Genomic DNA, 20482 nt, shown 5'->3' on the forward strand with positions numbered 1-20482 from the left:
CTCAAGGTTTTTTCAGATCCAGTGCAGCACTACTTTGACGAGAAACGCCGCGATAAAAGCTATAACACCGGGATTGCGCACGAGCAGGAGCAGGTCGTACAGCCCCGCGCCCTTTTCCAGATGCGGGATATACCCCTTTGCCAGCAGTCCTTCCGCCCCGCGCAGCGTCAGATACAAAAACAGCAGCAATACGATCGCATTGATCGCCGCGAAATGATTCCAAATGCCAAAGGCGGCATAAGTATCCGTGATCCAAAGGACAAAAACATAATACAGGTTATTGACCGCGTGCGCAAGCACGGCCGGCCAAACGCTTCCGAACGCATATGTCAGATACGCATAGGCGATACCCGCCAGCAGCGGGCCGAAAAAATTCATCAGGCTGCCGTGCAGCATTGCAAACGCAAAGCCGCTGAACACCAGGCATGCGCCGGTGCCGACGCTTTGCTCCTGCGCGGCCATCAGCGCGCCGCGCAGATACATCTCCTCCACGACCGCGCTCAGCGCTACAATCACCAGCAGCTTCCCCGGCAGCGTCATGCCGGTCTGCGGCGCGTCCAGCGCGGTGGCAGTCAGGTCCGCTCCGGCAAGGCCGGCGATCTGGTATATCAGCAGGTTCAGGAAAAGCGACAGCACCGCCACCGTTACGCCGAGCTTGACCGTTACGCCGAGCGCCCCTTTGGGGAGCCGCCTGGGCCGCAGACGCCGGCGGACCGCCTTCTGGTCGCGCAGAGAGACGACTGCCAAAACCATCGGCAGCAGAAAAGCCGCTGCCTCCGACAGCGCGGTCAGCGGCGCGCCGCCGCCGAGCCGTCCTGCCAGCCGCCCCATGCCGGTCAGCAGGCAAAAGCACAGAAACAATGACAGGCCGGGCAGCAGCGCGATCTTATTGTTTTTCATCCGTGTGCAGCACCCGCCTTTCGGTAAAAATCCAGCCGCAGCGCTGATCGTACGCCATGCACGGCAGCCGTTCCAACAAACGTCCCTCCGCGCACAGGGCAGCCCGAACGGCTGGCGTCCGTATCATAAAGCGGTCGTAATATCCGCCGCCGTAGCCCAGGCGGTACCCCGCCCTGTCGCAGGCCAGCGCCGGTGCGACAATCAGGTCTATACGCTCCGGCGGCACCTCCGGCGCGGACGCATCCGGCTCTAAAATGCCGAAGCGTCCCGTCTGCAGGCCGTCCAGCGACGCGATATAGTACGCCCGCATCTCCCCCGCGCGGATACAGCGCGGCACGCAGACGGTTTTCCCCTCGGCAAGCGCCTGACGCAGGATACCATGCGTATCGATCTCATCCGGCGTGGATACATAACAGAACACGCATTGTGCGCGGGCAAAAACCGCACTGGTCAGCAACCGCTCGGAGATACCCCGATCGGCCGCGGCTTTTTCCGCCCGCGGCTGCTCCCTCCGCTGCTTCAGGAAAAAGCGGCGCAGCTCCGGTTTATTTTCCAAACGCATACAGCGCGGAATCCGCTACACGGCGGGCCTCCGCTTCGCCGCAGAGCGCGGAGACGAGCGTACAAGCGAAATCCAGCGCGCCGCCCACGCCGCACGCCGTGATGATCTTTCCATCCCGCACGCAGGTTTGCTGGACCGCGGTCGCGCCTTTCATTCCATCCTCCATGCCGGGATAGCAGGTCGCCCGGCGTCCCTGCAGCAGCCCCATGCCGCCCAGGATGACCGAGGGCGCGGCGCAGATCGCCGCGACGAATTTGCCATCGTCATAGCATTTCCGCACGGCATCCGTCACACGCTTGTCCGCATACAGGTTGGTCGTACCCGGCATTCCGCCCGGCAGTATCACCGCTTCCGCCGCGTCCCAATCCGCTTCGTCCATGGAAAGCTCGGTTTCCACGCCGATGCCGTGAGAACCGTGTACGGTTTTTCCGGTCACGCCCACCAGCTTTACCTCCACGCTCGAACGGCGCAGGAGATCGACCGGCGACAGCGCTTCCAGCTCTTCAAAGCCCTCTGCCAGCAACACATATACCATTGTTGTCACACACCTTTCAATTGAGCATTAAATTCATATAGCCGCAGGAAACCGCCCTGGATACATGCCATTTGATACAGCCCAGGGCCGTTTCCCGACCGCATGCGGTATAGGTGAACGCATCTTTCCGCAATACCTCCAGCAAGCCCTGCTCCCGCTCCGGCGTCATGCCGAACGCTTCCTGCGCGGTATCCTCCCAGCAGAACGCATAGGCAGCCAGCCTGCCATCCTCCCGCCAGCCGTACACGCCCCTTCCCAGAGCGTCGAACAGCGCTATCTGCCCCGCCCAGTAAGATGGGCTGCGCGCGATACGGCAGGGTGCGGCAAGCCGGTCATACAGCGCCGCAAGCTGCGGGATATCCTGTTCGGAAAGGCGCTGCGGAACGGTCCCCCGCGTCTTTTTCACAATCTCGCGGCGCGCTATGCGGAAAAACGGCTCATAGCCAAACGGCCGGTAAAAGCCGAACAGCCACTCCTCCGCAGGGATAAGCGTGGAGGCAGCCCGTCCCGCCGCGCGGTCAAGCGCAAAGGAATGCTCCAGAAGCCGCGCCATATGTCCCTGCCGGCGATGGTCCGGATGGGTGCATGCCCCGTAAATATAGGTCGCTTCGCACACATCGCCCCCGCAGTCCAGACGGTACGGCAGCATTTGCACCATCGCGCACAGCGTGCTTCCCTCAACCGAGAGCAGCGTTTTCCCGATATCGAAAAAATGGGCGAAAAAATACGGATTGAAACCGCCCTCATCCGGAAAGCAGCGCTCCCAAAGCGCCCGAACCGCGCCGACATCCTCCGGTCCGGCAAAGCGGATCATTCCGCACGCTCCTTTGGCACGGCTGTGTATTTCACGCCGCGCATCACCGGATAATAGGATTTTTTGGCTTTTCGAAGCCCCTCTATGCCGAGGTCTTCCTCTCTGTTGACGTATTCCACATCATCGCAGTTCCGCAAAACGAACTGCTGGTTGATCATTTGGTAAGCGCCCGGAATCGTGTGGTCGGCCTTTTCGATCTGTACCACATACATATCCGGCGTTGCCCGGCACCCGAACGTGAAGGCGATCACTTCGCCATCCAGACGCAGAAGCCCGCCCTTGAGCGCAAGCGCGGAAAAATTGTGCAGCGCCTGCACAATCGCACAGGTTTCCCCCTGAAAGTCCCGATTCTGCGCGCAGCCGTTCTGGTTGCACCAGCGGATATGGTATCCAAACGCGTCCTTGACGTTTTCCGTCGTCATATCCTCATAGCTCCATCTGCCCTCATACGCGGTTTTGAACCGGTTGACCAGATTGCGCTTGGACTGCAGCTTCTTTCCGGACAGGGTGCGCAGCTTTTCCGCAAGGTAAATGTAGTCATCCCCATCCTCGGTGTCGTGGGAGAAGGAATACTTTTCCGGCCGGACCGCTTCGATCCGTTCGATCATAGGCTCCGCTATGGATACCAGCTGGAACGGGATCCCCCGCTCCGCGGCGTCGGCTTCCAGCGCGTCGAGCGCGCCGCCCAGATCCCCCTCTCCAATCGGCGCCAGGTAACAGTCATGCCCGCCGTCAAGCGGCGTCATCTTGACCAGCAAAAAGCCGTCGCGGAAGCAGATCTGCGTGCCATAATGGCTGCGCCACATAAACAGGTCGACAAAGCAGCGCTCGCACAGATGGTAATTGTAATGGGAGCCGCAGGCCTCGACCGCCTGCTTGTCCTCCAGTGTGATTTCGCGAAATGGTAACATAAAAAAATCCTTTTCCTTATAGTCCCGCTGTCTCTCGCAGCTTTTGATAATGCGCGCGCACCGCAGCCGCTTTCCCACAGGACATTTTGCCCTCAGTGCAGGCGCCGTCCACGCACGCAGGCCCGCAGTGCGCGAACAGCGTCGGCGCGACCGCGTATACCAGGCGGTACATTTCCTCCGCAAGCGCGCGGATCTCCCACTGCGCGCGGTTGCAGCAGCGCAGCTTAAAAAAGTTTTTCAGGCTGCGCGCATTGGCAGTCATCACAATGCGGGTGGCGCAGGCATTCGGCAGCACATATCGAGCGTCCTCGATCGCGTGCTTTTCCGCCTGGCGGCGCGCCTGCTTCTCCGGAACGCCCTGCGCGAGCAACTCCTCAACGTAGCCCTCCATCAGCGCGGCGGTCAGCGCCTCGTAGGTGCGCTGGTCATCCTCCATCGCCCGAATAAATTGTTCCCGCGCCGCTGGGATTTTATCGATCTCCGGCGGTACGACATACTCAAACCCGCGTTCCCTCACATACCGCTGGGACTGCACGGAAAACGAGGCCATGCGGTGCCGCGTGATCTGCGCGAGCAGCGAACGCGACACGCCCTCGATCGCGAATGTGAACGACACATGCTCGATCGGGCTTTCATGCCCGATCTCTGAAAGCATATGGACAAAGCTTTGGATTTTTTCCTCCGTCAATCCGTCCAGCACGCTGTCCACATCCGTGGAGGAATAGCAGTTCTTGGCCGCCGCCGCCACCAGCTTTTCCGGTTCGGGCGTATGCGCCAACAGTTTCACTTTCATTTTTTATTTTCCTTTCCGTCCCAAAAGGCGCTCCCGAAACACGATAAGCAGGAATTTGGGCAGCTTCATCATACGGCCGATCCGGCTGGGCTGCTTGAGCAGGCGGTAAAACCATTCCAGCCCCAGCCGGATAAAAATATCCGGCGCGCGCTTTACTTCGCCTGCGAAAACATCGAGCGAGCCGCCCAGGCCGCAGTACAGCGTGGCATGGATTTCCTCAATATGCGCGGAAATGAACTTCTCCTGCTTCGGCGCCCCCAGGCATACGAATACAACGTCCGCGCCGCCGCAGGCATTGATGGCCTCGACCGCTTCCTGTTCATCAGAAAAATAGCCGTCGTGCGTTCCCGCAAGGACCAGCCCGGGGTATTTTGCGCAGAGGTTTCTGCCCGCCTTTTCTGCCACGCCCGGCTTTGCGCCGAGCAGGTAAAGGCGCATCCCTTCCTTTGCCATGGCGGCGGCAAGGTTTTCGGCAAAGTCTATGCCGGCGACCTTGCCGCACAGCTCTTCGCCCAGGATTTTTGCGGCGTAGATGATGCCGATGCCATCCGGCAATACCAGGGCGGCATGATTCACCACCCCCATAAAATCGCTGTCCTTCCGGCAAAGATCCACTATTTCCGGATTTGGCGTCACCACATACCCCTTTTGCCGCGCGCGGATCCGGCTCATGGCCAGCTCCACCGCCTGCTGCAACGTTACGGCATGAAAATGCACGCCCAGAATTGAAGCGGTTTTCATCTCTTTGTCTCCCATATTTTCACATCATTGCTGCATAATACACATTCCAAATCTATTTTATTATAGCGCAGTTGTTTCAAAATCTCAAGCCTGCAAGGTATAAAACTGGATGATTCGGAAAATTGATGCAAAAAGCCAGGCAAAGCGCCTGACTTTTGGTGTTTTTCAATCTTTTTTGTCTTTCCGGCACGAACAGCCGCCCGGGCCGCAGTGCGAGATCACTTCATTGAGGTAAACGGACATTCCGGTGCAGAGGATTCCCTGCACCATGCCATCGAACAGAGCGGCCGCCCAGTTTGCATACTCCCCGTAGCGGGAAACAACCGACAGACAGGCCAGCACAACGCCGCAGCCGGTAAGGGCGAGCGGAATAAATTGATTGGGGAATTTTCTGATTGCCCTGAAAGCGCGCCCCAGGCAATACAGGACTGCCACCAGAATGGCATAATCCGCCTTGATATATTGCGAGATCTGCTCCAAATTCATTCACCTCCCATCCATTTTATGAAAGGAAGCGAAAAAAAGGAACGCCGGCCAGCGGCCGGCGTTCTTCTCTGTCAACAATCAAAGCTGTGCGCGGATGAGCGCCCCCATCTCGCTGGTGGAGAGCGCCTTTTCCCCCGGCGCGGCGATATCCGCCGTGCGGTGGCCCGCGTCGAGCACGGCCTCGACCGCGTTCTCGACCGCGTCCGCCTCGGCCATGAGGCCAAAGGAGTAGCGCAGCATCATCGCGCAGGACAGGATAGTCGCGATCGGGTTGGCGATGCCCTTGCCCGCGATGTCCGGCGCGGAGCCGTGGATCGGCTCGTACATGCCCTTGCCGCTCTCGTTCATCGAGGCGGAGGGCAGCATGCCGATCGAGCCGGTGATCATGGAGGCCTCGTCCGACAGGATATCGCCGAACAGGTTGCCGGTCACAATCACGTCAAACTGGCCGGGATTGCGGACAAGCTGCATCGCGCAGTTGTCCACATACATATCCGAATACGCTACCTCGGGGTACTCGTCCTTGATGCGGTGCATGGTTTCGCGCCAGACGCGGCTGGTTTCGAGCACGTTCGCCTTATCGACCGAGCAGACCTTCTTATTCCGCTTCATCGCCATCTCAAACGCGCGGCGGCCGATGCGCTCGACCTCGTAGACCGAGTAGTTCATATCGTCCGCGCCGGTCTCGCCCCAGCCCTTGTCGCTCTCGCGGCGGTAGTGCTGGCCGAAGTATACGTCGCCGGTCAGCTCGCGGCAGACCAGGATGTCAAAGCCGCCGCCGATGATCTCGGGCTTGATCGGACACGCGTCGGACAGCGCCTTGTGCATCTGCGCCGGACGCAGGTTGACGAACAGGCCGAGCGCCGAACGCAGGCCGAGCAGCGCTTTCTCCGGACGCTTTTCCGAGGGTACCTCGTCCCACTTGGGACCGCCGACCGCGCCAAGCAGCACGGAGTCCGCGTTTTTGCAGATCTCGATGGTCTCCTCAGTCAACGGGATGCCGTTCGCGTCGATCGAGCAGCCGCCCGCGAGCACCTCCTGATAGTGGAAGGTGTGTCCGAACCGCTCACCCACCTTGTCGAGCACCTGCATGGCCTCGGTCACGATCTCCGGACCAATACCGTCGCCCTTGACGACTGCGATATTGTATTCCATCGGACTTACTCCCCTCTCTCTTTGAGCGACTTCAAAAGGCCGCCCGCCTGGATGATGCTCTGGATGAACGGCGGGAAAGCCGCCGCCTGATAAGTCTCGCCCTTGGTTTCATTGGTAATCACGCCGGTGTCGAAATCGACCGAAACCGTGTCGCCCGCATCGATGCCGTTCGCCGCCGCCTCACACTCGAGGATGGGCAGGCCGATGTTGATGGCGTTGCGGTAGAAGATGCGCGCGAACGAGGACGCGATCACGCAGGACACGCCGTTTTCCTTGAGGACAAGGGGCGCATGCTCGCGCGAAGAGCCGCAGCCGAAGTTGCGCGTCGCCACGACGATATCGCCCGGTTGCATCTTTTTGACGAAATCCGCGTCGATATCCTCCATCGCGTGGGTCGCCAGCTCCTTGGCGTCCGCGATGTTCAGGTAGCGCGCGGGGATGATAACGTCGGTATCGACGTTATCCCCATATTTGAAAACTCTGCCTTTTGCATTCATGGTACTGTTTCCTCCCTTACTTCAGCTCGTCGGGCGCGCAGATATAGCCTGCGACCGCACTCGCCGCCGCAACGGCCGGGCTTGCCAGATAAATCTCCGAGGTGATATGGCCCATGCGGCCGACGAAATTGCGGTTGGTGGTCGAAACCGACCGTTCGCCGTGCGCCAGGATGCCCATATGGCCGCCCAGGCACGGGCCGCAGGTCGGGGTGGAAACGATTGCGCCCGCCTGGATGAAGATTTTGGTCAGCCCCTCCTCGATGCACTGGAGGTAGACCTCCTGTGTAGCGGGAATGACGATGGTGCGCACGTCCGGATGCACCTTGCGGCCCTTGAGGATGGCCGCCGCCGCGCGCATATCGTCGATGCGGCCGTTGGTACACGAGCCGATGACCGACTGCTGCACCTCGATATGGCCCAGCTCGTCGATGGTCTTGGTGTTCTCGGGCAGGTGCGGACACGCGACCGTGGGCTTGAGGGCGGACAGGTCGATCTCGATCTCCCGCTCATATACCGCGTCCGGATCGGCCTCGAACGCCGTGACCTCACGGTCCACGCGCCCCTGGATATACGCCATGGTCTTTTCATCCACCGGGAAGATGCCGTTCTTCGCGCCCGCCTCGATCGCCATGTTGCAGATGGTGAAGCGGTCGTCCATGGACAGCGAGGCCACGCCCTCGCCCACGAACTCCATGGACTGGTACAGCGCGCCGTCCACGCCGATCTGGCCGATGATGTGCAGGATCACGTCCTTGCCGGACACCCACGGGCGGAGCTGCCCCTTGAGCACGAACCGGATCGCGCCCGGCACCTTGAACCAGGCCTTGCCCGTCGCCATGCCGGCGGCGAGGTCGGTCGAGCCCACGCCGGTCGAGAACGCGCCCAGCGCGCCGTAAGTACAGGTGTGGCTGTCCGCGCCGATAATCAGCTCGCCCGGGGCGGTGAGCCCTTTTTCCGGCAGCAGCGCATGCTCAATGCCCATCGCGCCCACGTCATAGAAGTTGACAATCTGATGTTTTTTGGCAAACTCGCGGCATTCCAGACATTGCTCCGCGGACTTGATATCCTTATTCGGCGCGAAGTGGTCCATCACCAGCGCGATCTTGGTGCGGTCAAACACCTTGTCAAAGCCGGCTTTCTCCATTTCACGGATCGCGACCGGACCGGTGATATCGTTGGCAAGCGTCAGGTCGACGTTCGCCTCGATCAACTGTCCGGCTTCCACGCTTTCCAGCCCCGCATGCTTTGCGAGTATTTTCTGCGTCATTGTCATGCCCATAACAGTGCTTCCCCCTGCTTTAATCGATAAAGTACTTATTGATGCCGTTGATATAGGCCTTGATAGAGGCCTCGATCACGTCGGTCGAAACGCCTCGGCCGGTGACGATCTCTCCCCCGTCAACGCTGATCTTGGCGATCGCTTCCGCCTGCGCGTCCTCACCGTCGGTCATGGAGCGCAGCGAGTAATCCTCCAGCTCCACATCCTTGTCAACGATCTTATTGATTGCGCGGAACGCCGCGTTGATCGGGCCGTCCGACACGGCCGCACGCTCGAAGGTCTCGTCGCCCTTCTTGACGCGGATGACCGCGGTCGAGGTGATGGTGTTGCCTGAGTTGATGACAAAGCGGTCCAACGTGTAGCGCTCCTCACCGGAAACCGGCACCGCGCCGACCAGCGCTTCCAGGTCGCGGTCCTTGATGACCTTTTTCTTGTCCGCCAGCGCTTTGAACTTTTCAAACGTCTTGTTGAGCTTCTCCTGATCCAGCGTATAGCCCAGCTCACGCAGCCGCTCCTCGAACGCATGGCGGCCGGAATGCTTGCCCAGCACGATTGCGTTCTTCGGGATGCCGACCGACTCCGGCGTCATAATTTCGTAAGTTTCCTTGTTTTCCATCACGCCGTGCTGATGGATGCCGGCCTCATGCGCAAACGCGTTCGCGCCGACGATCGGCTTGGTCGGCGCCACGGAAACGCCCGTGATGGTCTGAATCATGCGGCTGGCGCGGTAGATCTGCGTCGTATCAATGTTGCAGGCAATGCCGAAAATATCCGCGCGCGTTTTGAGGGCCATAACGCATTCCTCCATGGAGGCGTTGCCCGCGCGCTCTCCAATGCCGTTGATCGTGCATTCGATCTGGTCGATGCCCGCTTCCACGCCGGCCAGCGAATTTGCGACTGCCATGCCCAGGTCGTTATGCATGTGGCAGGAGAGGACAATATTTTCAATGCCCGGCGTATGCTCGCGCAGATAACGGATCCGCGCCGCATATTCCTCAGGGATCATATATCCGACCGTATCCGGAATATTGATTGTGGTCGCGCCCGCCTTGATCGCGGTTTCAAACACGCGGCACAGGAAATCCAGATCCGAGCGGCAGGCGTCCTCCGCGGAGAACTCGATATCGTCGCAGTATTTTTTCGCATAGGCAACATTGTGCGCGACCGATTCCACCACTTCGTCCGGCGTCATTTTCAGCTTATACTGCATATGCACCGGAGAGGTGGCCAGAAACGTATGGATGCGGGCGTTCTCTGCGCGGCGGATGGAATTCCACGCTGCATCGATGTCCGTTTCGTTGCAGCGTGCCAGCGAACAGATCGTCGAGCCGCGAACGATATCCGCGATCGCGGCGATCGCGGCCGCGTCGCCCGGGGAGGCGGCCGCAAAGCCGGCCTCTATGATATCAACCTTGAGCATTTCGAGCTGCTTGGCTACCTCGATTTTTTCGTTCAGGTTCATGCTGCAGCCGGGGGACTGCTCGCCGTCGCGCAGTGTTGTGTCAAATATTCGAATTGTTCTTCCCATTTTCTTGTCCTCACTTTCTTGTTTCAGGGTGTACAGGGACAAAAAAAGCTTCGTCCCTTAATCCAAAATTAAGAGACGAAGCGAAAGCTCCGCGGTACCACTCTTGTTGCCGCATTCCTGCGACCACTCAGCGCGCATCTAACAATACGCCGCCCCTGTAACGGAGGGCCTCCGTTCCCGCCTACCGGCCAAAGGCTTTCAGCGGACAGCTCCCGGGCGAGTTTCACCGTTTTCTGACGCTGCCTTACACCGGCCGGCAGCTCTCTGCGGACAGGGACGCGGTTACTTTACCCGTTCATCACTTTTTTCAGTATGTGAATATATTACTCTCTGCCCTGCGGCTTTGTCAAGTGCTTTTTCGGATTTTTCTTTGTGCCGCTTGCTGCATTTTGATAAATCTTGCTAAACAGCGCTTTATCTGGTATAGTTACTGATATAGCAAATCCGATTTTCAAAAAACCGGCATTTGGCGGAGGGAGCGCCCACGCGCTCGCCCCCTCCGCCGCAAATTCCACTGAGAGGAGTTCCGCTGTGGAAGTTTTCTGGGATATTGTCCATACGTTTGATTATGAAATCCTGCTGCAGCTTTTCCAGCATTGGCGCGGCGGCGTGTCCGACACGGTCTGGACCGTATTCTCCACTCTGGGCAACGGCGGCGCACTATGGATTGCGCTGGCGGTCATCCTGCTCTTTTTTAGGAAAACCCGACGCGCGGGGGCCGCGATGCTCGCGGCCCTGTTGATCGGCCTGCTGGTGGGCAATGTTTTCCTGAAGGAATGGGTCATGCGACCGCGTCCCTTTGTCACGCATCCGGAGCTGACCGCGCTGCTCGACCCGGGCGATCAGTGGTCGTTCCCCTCCGGCCATACGCTGTCCTCGTTTGCCGCCGCGACAGCGCTCTGCTTTTTCCACCGGAAAGCCGGCGCCGTCGCTTATGCGGTCGCTGCCCTGATCGGTTTTTCCCGTCTTTACGCCTGTGTACACTATCCGACCGATGTGCTCGCCGGCCTGCTGATCGGTATTCTTTGCGGCCTGCTTGCCGCCTGGCTTGTCGACCGTCTTTTTGACCGCATCCATGCCGTTCGTCTGAGAAAGGGTGTCCAATGAATCAGTATAAGCGCCTTTTGAGCAACACGTTTATTTTTGCGGTCGGCACATTCAGTTCCAAAATCCTTGTGATTCTGATGCTCCGTTTTTACACGGGCATCCTCACGCAGGACGAAATGGGCGTGGCGGACCTGATCGTCAAAACCACAAGCATCCTTTATCCGGTCGTGTCCCTGTCCATCGGGCAGGCGGTCATCCGCTATGGGCTGGAGCGCAGGCAGCGCAAGCCCGATGTGTTTACCATCGGGCTGATTACCATACTCTGCGGCTTCCTGATCTCCCTGCCGTTCCACCCCGCGCTCAGTCTGATCCATTATAAAACCTCTTTCGGCACAAGCGGCTCCCTGTTGGATTACCAATGGCTGATTTACCTGTATGTGCTGACCTCCTGCACGCAGAATGTATGCAGCCAGTTCATCCGCGCGCTCGGCTTTGTCCGCCTCTATGCGGTCGACGGCATCTTCCGCACGCTGATGACCATTCTGCTCAACATCCTCTACCTGAAGGTATTTGAGTGGAACATATTCGGCTATGTATTTTCCATTATCTGTGCGGACGCTCTCTCCACGGTATGCCTGTTCCTGATTGCCGGACTGTGGAAATATGTCAAGCCGCTGCAGATCAATTTCCACCTCTGGCGGGGTATGCTCGCCTATTCCCTGCCCCTTGTACCCGATGCGATTTTTGTTTATATCGTCGGCTTTTTCGGGCAGACCTTTCTGGCCGGCATGCAGAGCGCCGCGGTCAGCGGCATCTACTCGGTCGCCTACCGCGTCCCCACATTGATCGCGCTGGTAGCGTCCATATTTGTCGATGCCTGGCAGCTCTCCATGGTCAATGACAATTCCCGTCAGGAGCAGATCCGCTTCTTTTCCAACGTTGGAAACACCTACAGTTCGATCGTTTTCATTATCGCTTCGGGCGGCATCATGTGCGCCAAGCTGGCTATGATGATCCTCGCTGTTCCCAGCTACTTTGTCGGCTGGATGTTTATTCCCCTGCTGGCGGTCGGCGCGGGGTTCAACTGTCTTTCCAGCTTCCAGAAGAGCGTCTATCTTCTGGAAAAACGCACGATCCCCTCTTTCCTGTCCACCGCGTTTTCCGCGGTCGTCAATATCCTGCTCAACGTGCTGCTGATCCCGCGGTACGGCGGCATGGGCGCCGCCACCGCCTCCATGGTCAGCTATATCGGCCTGTTCCTCTATCGCGCGATTGACAGCCGCCGGTTCATGCCGATCCACTGGAATGTCAGGCGTCTGGGAGGCACCGTGCTCCTGCTCGCCGTCCAGACCGCGCTCATGCTCACGGAGCCGCCGTTCTGGATCGTCTGGCAGCTGCTTCTGTTCGGTTGTGTATTCCTGCTCAACTGCAAGGAACTGCTTCTCGGCGTAAAAAAGCTTTTGCACCGCGCGTAAGCAAATAAAAGCCGCAGGCCTAAGCCTGCGGCTTTTTAAATGGAAAAATCCAGCGACTGTCCCCTGCGGATCAAATCCTCGAGCGTCACAGAATCGACATACCGGTTGATCGTATCGAATAAACCGCGCCAGAAATCCAATGTGATACAGTCGCCCGCGCGCGAACACGCGACCGGCTCGCTTTCCAAACACGCGACCGGAGCGAGCGACCCTTCCGTGATGCGCAGGATATCGCCGACCGTATATTCCGCCGGCGGTCGGGAAAGCTGGTACCCACCCTGCGCACCGCGGATCGACCGGACAAAGCCCGCCCGCGAAAGCTGCACAACAATCTGCTCCAGATATTTTGCCGATATCTCCTGGCGCCTGGAAATATCCCGCAGCGGGATAAAGCCCCCTGCGTCATGCTGCGCAAGGTCGATCATCAGGCGCAGCGCATACCTGCCTTTTGTAGAAATCTTCATATGGCATTCCCCTCTTTCCACTATTATGCCACAGAATTACTATGAATTCAAGCAGTAAAGCGCAGAGCTGCCCATTCACCGGTTTTTCAGCTCCCGCAAAACGCTTTGGATATGCTCGCTTGCCTGCTGCACCTCCCATTTCAGCTCGGTCGCAGACATGCGTTCCGCCCCATGCCCCAGAATAATCATCTGCTCCATACCGTCCGAGGTCGCGACCCGCACCCGATGCTTGCGGGACAGGTCATAGGACGCCTGCTCGATATACATATCCGCAGTCTCCGCCTCCTTGGTGTAAACGACATCCAGACCGTGCAGCTTCTCGACCGAGCCGACGCCGCCTTTGACCTTATACGCGTCAAACACCACGATCAAATGGCACTTGCGCACGCTTTGATAATCGCTGAGCAGGTTGAGCAGCGCTTCCCGCGCGGCATTGATGTCCCCCGCCGCGATGTCGTGCAGCTCGTCCCAGGAGAATATGATGTTGTAGCCGTCCACCAGCAGGTAATCCTCCGCGCGGATGCGGGTCACATACAGCTGCTCGAGCGTGGCGCTTTTCCTGCGGCTTTGCTGGAACGCCTCGAACCCCCGGTCCTTGATCGGGCCATAGGTGCGTTCAAACAACGCGCGAAGCTCCGCGTCCTCCTCCAGGCCCGAACCCGCTCGGGAACGTGTCTGCCGTGCCGGCGGCGTATCCGGCTGTTCTTTTCCGCCGTCCAGCCGGAGGCCGCTGTCCAGATGCGCCTGCGCGGGTACTTCGTCCCATTTGACGACATGCCCTGCGCCATGCGAGCAAAAAACCGAATCCGGCGTGTTTTCCACGTCATGCGCGGCGTCGTATGCCGCCGCCGCGATCACTTCCGCCGCATTATGGCACGGCTCGTAGCCGGACAGCTCACAGGAAAGCCGCCCCTCCCCGCGCGTATACGCCGCAACCTCCGTCCAGTAATCGCGCAGGGTGGACACCGGCGCCTTTCCGGTCAGTACCGCGCGGCCGTCTTTGCTTTCCGGTATCTCAAACGAACCGTCCAACCGCTGGATATCGCTCATCGCCCGCCCGACACAGCCTTCCGGCACCTCAAGCCGAAAAGCATAATACGGCTCCAAAAGCATGCTGTCCGCCTGCATCAAGCCCTGCCGCACCGCGCGGTAGGTCGCTTCCCGAAAATCGCCGCCCTCGGTATGCTTGACGTGCGCCCGACCGGTGAGCAGCGTGATCTTCATATCCGTGACCGGCGCGCCGGTCAACACGCCGATATGCGTTTTCTCTCCCAGGTGGGTCAGGATGAGCCGCTGCCAGTTCAGGTCCAGCACATCGGTCGGGCAGGCGGAAGCAAACACAAGGCCGCTGCTCCGCTCGCCCGGTTCGAGCAGCAAATGCACCTCCGCATAGTGGCGCAGCGGCTCAAAATGACCGATACCAACAGCCGGCGAAGCGATCGTCTCTTTATAAACGATCCTGCCCGTGTCAAACTGCACGGCTGCCCCAAAACGCTCCTCAATCAGCCGTGCCAGTATTTCCAGTTGAACCTCGCCCATCAGTTGCAGGTGGATCTCCGCGGACGCTTCATTCCACGATACCCGAAGCTGCGGGTCCTCCTCCTCCAGCAGCCGCATGTTTTGGAGCATCGCATGTGGGTCGCAGCCATCCGGCAGCCGCATCCGATAGGTCAGCACCGGTTCCAGCGCCGGTGACAGCGCGCCCGCCGCGCTCCCAAGCCCCATGCCCGGCATGGTATGCGTCAGCCCTGTCGCCGCGCAGACCATGCCGCATTCCGCTGTTTCCACCGTCCGGTACTTCGCGCCAGAATAGATCCGAAGCTGGCTGACTTTTTCCTGCCAGCCGCCGTCCTCGCTGCCGCTGACCGCCTCGCGCACGCGCAGCGTACCGCCGGTCAGCTTGAGATAGGTCAGCCGGTTTCCCTGCTCATCCCGCGCGACCTTGAACACCCTCGCCCCAAAAGCCGCGTCCCCCGCCGGCATGTCCGTATAGCGGTCCAATCCGTCCAGCAGGTCCTCCACACCCTGCAGATGCAGGGCGGAGCCGAAATAGCAAGGGAAAACCTTTCTTGTCCGAATCAGTGCGGCAATATCCTTGTCCTGCACGGCCTGTCCGTCCAGATACCGCTCCAGCAGCGTTTCATCGCATACCGCCAGGCTTTCTTCAAACGCCTGCCGCGCGGCGTTTCCGTTGAAATCAACGCAGCCCTCCCCCAGCTGCTTTTTCAGCTCAGCGAGCAGTCCTGTCCGCTCCGTACCGGCGAGGTCCATCTTGTTGACAAAAACCACCGCCGGAATCTGATGCCGCGCAAGCAGGCGCCAAAGCGTATGGGTATGCGCCTGTACGCCGTCCGTACCGCTGATTACCAGAACCGCATAGTCGAGCACCTGAAGCGTGCGCTCCATCTCCGCAGAGAAATCCACATGTCCCGGCGTATCCAGCAGGGTGACAGAGGTCCCCGCCAGCTCAAACACCGCCTGCTTGGAAAAAATCGTGATGCCGCGCTCCCGTTCCAGCGCGGCCGTATCGAGAAAAGCATCCCTGTGATCCACCCTGCCAAGCCTGCGCAGCGCGCCCGCCTGGTACAGCATCGCTTCGGCCAGCGTGGTTTTACCGGCATCCACATGTGCCAGAATTCCGACGACAATTCGTTTCATAATTTCCTCATTTGCTGTAATTCGTTGTATTATAGATTATTATAGCAAAAACACGGTGTTCGGACAAGCCGAATCCTCTCGCAAAGCGGGCCGTGCTGTCGGCGGCCGCAAACACGAACAAATGTTTGCATATCTCAAATCTTTATGTTATACTGTAAACAACGGGTGCGGAAGCCGCCGGACGCCCGCGCACGCAACAGAAAAGGTGGGATCGCTATGCAGGATGTTCTGAAAAACTTAAACGCCGCACAGCGCGAGGCGGTCGCAACGACCGAGGGCATGATCCGCGTCGTTGCGGGCGCCGGCTCCGGAAAGACGCGCGCGCTCGCGCACCGGTTTGCCTATCTGGTAAACGAGGCCGGCATCCTGCCCTGCAATATTCTGTGCGTTACCTTTACGAATAAATCAGCGGGTGAAATGCGTCAGCGCATCCACCAGCTTACCGGCGATAACGACGCAGGCTATATCTGCACCTTTCACAGCTTTTGCGTATCCGTTTTGCAGGAGGACAGCCATGCCGTGCAGTACCCCAAGCGCTTCCTCGTGCTGGATAATTCGGATATCGACGCCATGCTGCAAACCGTTTATGAGGAACGCGGCCTCACCCTGCGTCATATGACGTTCAGCAAGGCGCGAGATATGATCGAAATACGCAAGCTGTTTCAGGAGCCGGACTATTACCAGGATATGCTGGCCATGCCGCTGGAGGGGCTGCGGGAGAAATATCTCTCTGCCGCCGCTGCGGAGGATATCATTTTTTACGGCTATCTGTATCAGGAAAAAAAGTGCTTCGGCCTGGATTACAACGATCTGATCAAATTTACGCTGTATCTTTTTGAGCGGGACGCCGCTATCCGTCTGAAATGGCAAAAGCGTCTGGAATATATCATGATCGATGAATTCCAGGATATCGACGAGCTGCAGTATAAGCTGATGTGCGCACTCTGCGGCTATCACAAGAACCTGTTCATCGTCGGGGACCCCGATCAGACGATCTATACCTGGCGCGGCGCCAATGTAAAATACCTGCTGGATTTTGACAAAGCGTTTCCGGACTGCAAAACCATCCTGATGATGCAGAACTACCGTTCCTCCCCGCAAATCCTGCGGGCAGCCAATTCCCTGATCTCCAAAAACGTCCACCGCATCAAAAAGGACCTCCTCGCGACTTTGCCGGACAGCAGTCCGGTGGTTTTCCACCATGCGGAATCCGCAGAGCAGGAGGCGGAATGGATCGCCGCAAAAATCGCGGAGCTGGAGCAGCAGGGCGTTCCTTATCGGGATATTGCAATCCTTTACCGGGCGCATTATGTAACGCGCACCCTGGAAGAAGTCTTCCGCAGGCGCGAGCTTCCCTATGTCATATACAGCGGCGCGCAGTTTTTTGACCGAAAAGAAATCAAGGACGCACTCTCTTACCTCCGCATGGCGGCCTATCGGGACGACCTTTCTTTCCAGCGTATTGCCAACACCCCCAAGCGAAACCTCGGTGAAAAGCGGATGCGCTTGCTGAAGCTCTATGCGGAACAAAACGGCTGCTCGCTGTACGAAGCGCTGCAGCGCTGTCTGGAAGACGAGCTGTTCCGAAACACAAAAGCGCGCCCGTTTATCCAGTTGATTGAGGAAACCTCGGCCGGATATGCCGGCAAGCCGGTTTCCGAGGTTCTCGGCATGCTGCTCAACCGGAGCGGCTATGAGGAAATGCTGCGGACGGAGGGCAATCAGGACCGGCTGGATAATTTGGCGGAGCTGAAGCAGTCCATCTATGAATATGAAGCCGCCTGCGGCGAAGAATGTACCTTGGAGGATTATCTTTCCCATGTCGCGCTTTTTTCCAACAGCGATACGTCGGAGCGGCGCAACGCCGTTAAAATGATGACCGTCCATACGGCAAAGGGGCTGGAATTCCCGTATGTTTTCCTCTGTTCGCTTTGCGAGGGCGTGTTCCCCTCTGTCAAAACGAAAACCCTGCCGGCCATGGAGGAGGAGCGGCGGCTCGCCTTTGTCGCCATGACCCGCGCGGAAAGCGGGCTGTTCCTGTCGGACAATGCGGGCCGCAACATAGACGGCTCCTCCCGCATCCCCTCCCGCTTCGTTTTCGATATCGGCCGCCCGCTGCTGCAGTATACCGCCGAGCTTCCGGAAAGCCTTGTGGCCGAAGCCTCGGACCATATCCGTTTTCACCAGCGTCAGCTCAGCGCCCTGGCGGCCGGCCCTTCTTTTTCTGCGGGGCAGCGGATCTCGCATGCTATTTTTGGCGACGGCACCATCCTTGCCATCGATCGGGAAGCTTCCACCTACACCGTTCAGTTCGACGATATCCCGACGCCGCGCAGCATCTCTTTCCGCGTCCGGATCACACCGCTTTAGCGCGCTGGGAACGCAGACGCCTTTTTATCCCCATCCCCCTTTGCCTGTGAGGTGAGAATATGTCGACAGATACCCCTCAAGAACGCACCTATATCGCGATCGACTTGAAATCATTTTACGCCGCGGTCGAATGTGTGGAGCGCGGCCTTGACCCGCTGACAACCAATCTCGTCGTAGCGGATACCAGCCGGACGGCAAAAACGATCTGCCTTGCGGTATCCCCCTCCCTCAAGGCTTACGGGATCGCCGGCAGGGCGCGCCTGTTTGAAGTGCTGCAGCGGGTCAGGGAGGTCAACCGTAGCCGGAGACAAAACGCGCCCAACCATATCCTGTCCGGCGAATCCTGCGACGATACCGTACTGAAGGCCTGCCCGTCCCTGGCGGTTGGGTTTATCACGGCGCCGCCTCAAATGGCGCACTATATTGAATGGAGCGCCCGAATCTACCAGCTCTATTTGAAATATATCGCACCCGAAGACATCCATGTTTATTCCATAGACGAGGTGTTTATCGACGCCACAGACTACCTGCCCTATTACGGGCTTTCCGCGCGTGAGCTTGCGTCCATGATCGCCCGCGACGTGCTGCAGACGACCGGTATTACCGTGACTGCCGGAATCGGAACCAACCTTTATCTGTCCAAGGTCGCCATGGATATCGTTGCAAAACATATCAAGCCGGACAGCAAGGGGGTGCGCATCGCGCGCCTGAATGAGATCACTTACCGCCGCCTGCTATGGCGGCATCAGCCGCTGACCGATTTCTGGCGTGTGGGACGGGGCTACGCCAAAAAGCTGGCGCAGCACGGGATATACACCATGGGCGATATCGCGCGCTGCTCCCTCGGCAAGCCGAATGATTATTATAACGAAGACCTGCTCTACCAGATGTTCGGCATCAACGCGGAGCTGCTGATCGACCACGCATGGGGCTGGGAGCCCTGCACCATCGCGGATATCAAAAGGTACCGCCCCTCCTCAAAAAGCATTTCTTCGGGGCAGGTATTGAAATCCCCCTACAGCTTTTCACAGGCCAGGTTGGTGGTGCAGGAAATGGCCGACCTGCTCGCGCTCGACCTGGTCGGGCGCAGGCTCGTCATCGACCAGATCGTCCTGACCGTCGGATATGATCGGGAAAATCTTGCCCGCCCTGAAACGCGTCAGGCGTATCACGGCGCAGTCACCGCAGACCGCTATGGACGGGCAATCCCCAAGCATGCGCACGGAACTGCCAACCTGGACCGGCATACCTCCTCCGCGCAGCTTATCGCCAATGCCGTTCTGGAGCTGTACGACCGCATTGTAAACAAAACGCTTACCATACGGCGAATCTGCCTGTCCGCAAACCATGTGCTTGAAGAAGACGCGGCGGCGCACCGGCCGGCTTTCGAGCAGCTCGACCTTTTCACCGATTATAGCGTATTGTCGCAGCGGCGCCGGCAGCAAAACGCCCTGTTGGCGCGGGAGAGAAAAATGCAGCAGGCTGTGTTATCCATCAAAAGCAAGCATGGCAAAAACGCGATCCTGAAAGGCGCCAGCCTGCAGGAATCCGCTACCGCGAGGGAGCGCAACTGCCAGATTGGAGGGCATCGGGCGTGAAAGGCGTAAACCGTTATGGGCAGTCGGACAAAAGCCGCCGGTATGACGATATCCTCAAACGGCCGCATCACAGGTCTTTGAAGCATCCCTCCATGCCAATGCTGGACCGTGCCGCGCAGTTCGCCCCGTTCGCCGCGCTGACAGGGCATGGCGATGCGCTCAAGGAAACCGCGCGGCTCACCGACCGGAAGATTGATCTGGACGAAAACGAAAAAGCCGTGATCGACAGGCGGCTACGGTTCCTGCGGGAGCGTGCCGGTCAGCATCCGCATATCGCCGCCACCTATTTCATCCCAGACAGAAAAAAAGAGGGCGGCGCTTGCGCCACCGTATCCGGCACAATCAAAAGGTTTAACGAGCATGAAAGAAAGCTGCTATTGATGGACGGCACTGTCATTGCGATCGACGACCTCCTCGCAATTGAAAGCCCCTTATTCCGCGGTGTCGATATATAGACGGAAACGCCTTCTCCCCAACAGCCAAGCTTTTTCTGTCCCGTTTTTCCATTACCACAGCCCCGACCGCTGTTGTGGATACGCCCGCCGCTTTTCCGTCGAACCTGCTGCATTTTGCCGCCGCACCGGTATCCGGTGCGGCGTTTCACACATATTCATACGGACGGCATGGCAAAACACAAACGGATAATTCGCACATTAAAACTGTTTTTTT

20 protein-coding genes and 1 other annotated feature are annotated in these 20482 nt (G+C 58.7%); of the genes, 5 read left to right on the top strand and 15 right to left on the bottom strand.

Translation table 11 applies throughout. The annotated features are described in order from the left end of the window. Nucleotides 1-12 precede the first annotated feature (12 nt). The 13 genes from ACYQ3S_RS06075 to ACYQ3S_RS06135 form a co-directional block, all read right to left on the bottom strand. Nucleotides 13-900, bottom strand: coding sequence for a CPBP family intramembrane glutamic endopeptidase (locus ACYQ3S_RS06075; protein ID WP_459687812.1), 888 nt, complete (start codon nucleotides 898-900; stop codon nucleotides 13-15). Continuing rightward, the gene (locus ACYQ3S_RS06080; protein ID WP_459687814.1) at nucleotides 887-1462 is read right to left on the bottom strand and encodes a 5-formyltetrahydrofolate cyclo-ligase; all 576 of its coding nucleotides are present in this window, start codon (nucleotides 1460-1462) and stop codon (nucleotides 887-889) included. The genes ACYQ3S_RS06075 and ACYQ3S_RS06080 overlap by 14 nt, the downstream gene beginning before the upstream one ends. Continuing rightward, nucleotides 1446-1997: a DJ-1 family glyoxalase III gene (locus tag ACYQ3S_RS06085; protein ID WP_459687816.1), complete on the bottom strand. Its 552-nt coding sequence runs from the start codon at nucleotides 1995-1997 to the stop codon at nucleotides 1446-1448. Before ACYQ3S_RS06085 ends, ACYQ3S_RS06080 begins: the two co-directional genes overlap by 17 nt. A gap of 16 nt (nucleotides 1998-2013) precedes the next feature. Next, nucleotides 2014-2811: a GNAT family N-acetyltransferase gene (locus ACYQ3S_RS06090; protein WP_459687818.1), complete on the bottom strand. Its 798-nt coding sequence runs from the start codon at nucleotides 2809-2811 to the stop codon at nucleotides 2014-2016. Next, the gene (locus ACYQ3S_RS06095; protein WP_459687820.1) at nucleotides 2808-3722 is read right to left on the bottom strand and encodes a DUF2156 domain-containing protein; all 915 of its coding nucleotides are present in this window, start codon (nucleotides 3720-3722) and stop codon (nucleotides 2808-2810) included. The genes ACYQ3S_RS06090 and ACYQ3S_RS06095 overlap by 4 nt, the downstream gene beginning before the upstream one ends. A 16-nt stretch (nucleotides 3723-3738) precedes the next feature. After that, complete coding sequence (gene thyX / locus ACYQ3S_RS06100) at nucleotides 3739-4515, bottom strand: FAD-dependent thymidylate synthase (RefSeq protein WP_459687822.1); 777 nt, start codon at nucleotides 4513-4515, stop codon at nucleotides 3739-3741. A gap of 3 nt (nucleotides 4516-4518) precedes the next feature. After that, the gene (locus ACYQ3S_RS06105; RefSeq protein ID WP_459687824.1) at nucleotides 4519-5256 is read right to left on the bottom strand and encodes a WecB/TagA/CpsF family glycosyltransferase; all 738 of its coding nucleotides are present in this window, start codon (nucleotides 5254-5256) and stop codon (nucleotides 4519-4521) included. Nucleotides 5257-5421: 165 nt separating this feature from the next. Further along, nucleotides 5422-5736 carry a phage holin family protein gene (locus ACYQ3S_RS06110; protein ID WP_459687826.1) on the bottom strand — a complete coding sequence of 105 codons (315 nt, stop codon included), beginning with the start codon at nucleotides 5734-5736 and terminating at the stop codon, nucleotides 5422-5424. Between the two features lie 84 nt (nucleotides 5737-5820). Further along, nucleotides 5821-6897, bottom strand: a complete 1077-nt coding sequence (gene leuB, locus ACYQ3S_RS06115; protein WP_459687828.1) for a 3-isopropylmalate dehydrogenase — start codon at nucleotides 6895-6897, stop codon at nucleotides 5821-5823. A 5-nt stretch (nucleotides 6898-6902) separates the two neighbouring features. Further along, nucleotides 6903-7394, bottom strand: coding sequence for a 3-isopropylmalate dehydratase small subunit (gene leuD / locus ACYQ3S_RS06120; RefSeq protein WP_459687830.1), 492 nt, complete (start codon nucleotides 7392-7394; stop codon nucleotides 6903-6905). Nucleotides 7395-7410: 16 nt separating this feature from the next. Next, entirely contained in the window at nucleotides 7411-8673 is a 1263-nt protein-coding gene (leuC, locus tag ACYQ3S_RS06125) for a 3-isopropylmalate dehydratase large subunit (RefSeq protein ID WP_459687832.1), read from the bottom strand. A gap of 19 nt (nucleotides 8674-8692) precedes the next feature. Continuing rightward, entirely contained in the window at nucleotides 8693-10228 is a 1536-nt protein-coding gene (locus ACYQ3S_RS06130; RefSeq protein ID WP_459687988.1) for a 2-isopropylmalate synthase, read from the bottom strand. Between the two features lie 41 nt (nucleotides 10229-10269). After that, nucleotides 10270-10509: a binding site (T-box leader), on the bottom strand. A 15-nt stretch (nucleotides 10510-10524) separates the two neighbouring features. Further along, the gene (locus ACYQ3S_RS06135; RefSeq protein WP_459687834.1) at nucleotides 10525-10716 is read right to left on the bottom strand and encodes a hypothetical protein; all 192 of its coding nucleotides are present in this window, start codon (nucleotides 10714-10716) and stop codon (nucleotides 10525-10527) included. A 16-nt stretch (nucleotides 10717-10732) separates the two neighbouring features. On the opposite strand from ACYQ3S_RS06135, the gene ACYQ3S_RS06140 reads away from it, so the two are divergent. Continuing rightward, nucleotides 10733-11308 carry a phosphatase PAP2 family protein gene (locus ACYQ3S_RS06140; RefSeq protein WP_459687836.1) on the top strand — a complete coding sequence of 192 codons (576 nt, stop codon included), beginning with the start codon at nucleotides 10733-10735 and terminating at the stop codon, nucleotides 11306-11308. Continuing rightward, nucleotides 11305-12723, top strand: a complete 1419-nt coding sequence (locus ACYQ3S_RS06145) for a lipopolysaccharide biosynthesis protein (protein ID WP_459687838.1) — start codon at nucleotides 11305-11307, stop codon at nucleotides 12721-12723. Before ACYQ3S_RS06140 ends, ACYQ3S_RS06145 begins: the two co-directional genes overlap by 4 nt. A 35-nt stretch (nucleotides 12724-12758) precedes the next feature. Here the strand turns inward: ACYQ3S_RS06145 and ACYQ3S_RS06150 are convergent, their stop codons facing one another. Both ACYQ3S_RS06150 and ACYQ3S_RS06155 read right to left on the bottom strand, forming a co-directional pair. Next, nucleotides 12759-13187, bottom strand: coding sequence for an RrF2 family transcriptional regulator (locus ACYQ3S_RS06150; RefSeq protein ID WP_459687840.1), 429 nt, complete (start codon nucleotides 13185-13187; stop codon nucleotides 12759-12761). 75 nt (nucleotides 13188-13262) lie between these two features. Further along, nucleotides 13263-15845, bottom strand: coding sequence for an NYN domain-containing protein (locus ACYQ3S_RS06155; RefSeq protein WP_459687842.1), 2583 nt, complete (start codon nucleotides 15843-15845; stop codon nucleotides 13263-13265). A 216-nt stretch (nucleotides 15846-16061) separates the two neighbouring features. Here ACYQ3S_RS06155 and ACYQ3S_RS06160 point away from each other — a divergent pair, with 216 nt between their 5' ends. The 3 genes from ACYQ3S_RS06160 to ACYQ3S_RS06170 are packed head-to-tail and all read left to right on the top strand — an operon-like array spanning nucleotide 16062 to nucleotide 20268. Then, nucleotides 16062-18215 (top strand): ATP-dependent helicase, encoded by a 2154-nt coding sequence (locus tag ACYQ3S_RS06160; RefSeq protein WP_459687844.1) that lies wholly within the window; start codon nucleotides 16062-16064, stop codon nucleotides 18213-18215. Nucleotides 18216-18274: 59 nt separating this feature from the next. Beyond that, nucleotides 18275-19813 carry a Y-family DNA polymerase gene (locus ACYQ3S_RS06165; protein WP_459687846.1) on the top strand — a complete coding sequence of 513 codons (1539 nt, stop codon included), beginning with the start codon at nucleotides 18275-18277 and terminating at the stop codon, nucleotides 19811-19813. Next, on the top strand, nucleotides 19810-20268 hold the full coding sequence (locus tag ACYQ3S_RS06170; RefSeq protein WP_459687848.1) for a hypothetical protein: 459 nt from the start codon (nucleotides 19810-19812) through the stop codon (nucleotides 20266-20268). The genes ACYQ3S_RS06165 and ACYQ3S_RS06170 overlap by 4 nt, the downstream gene beginning before the upstream one ends. Nucleotides 20269-20482 lie beyond the last annotated feature (214 nt).

This window comes from Agathobaculum sp. TL06, assembly GCF_054658635.1.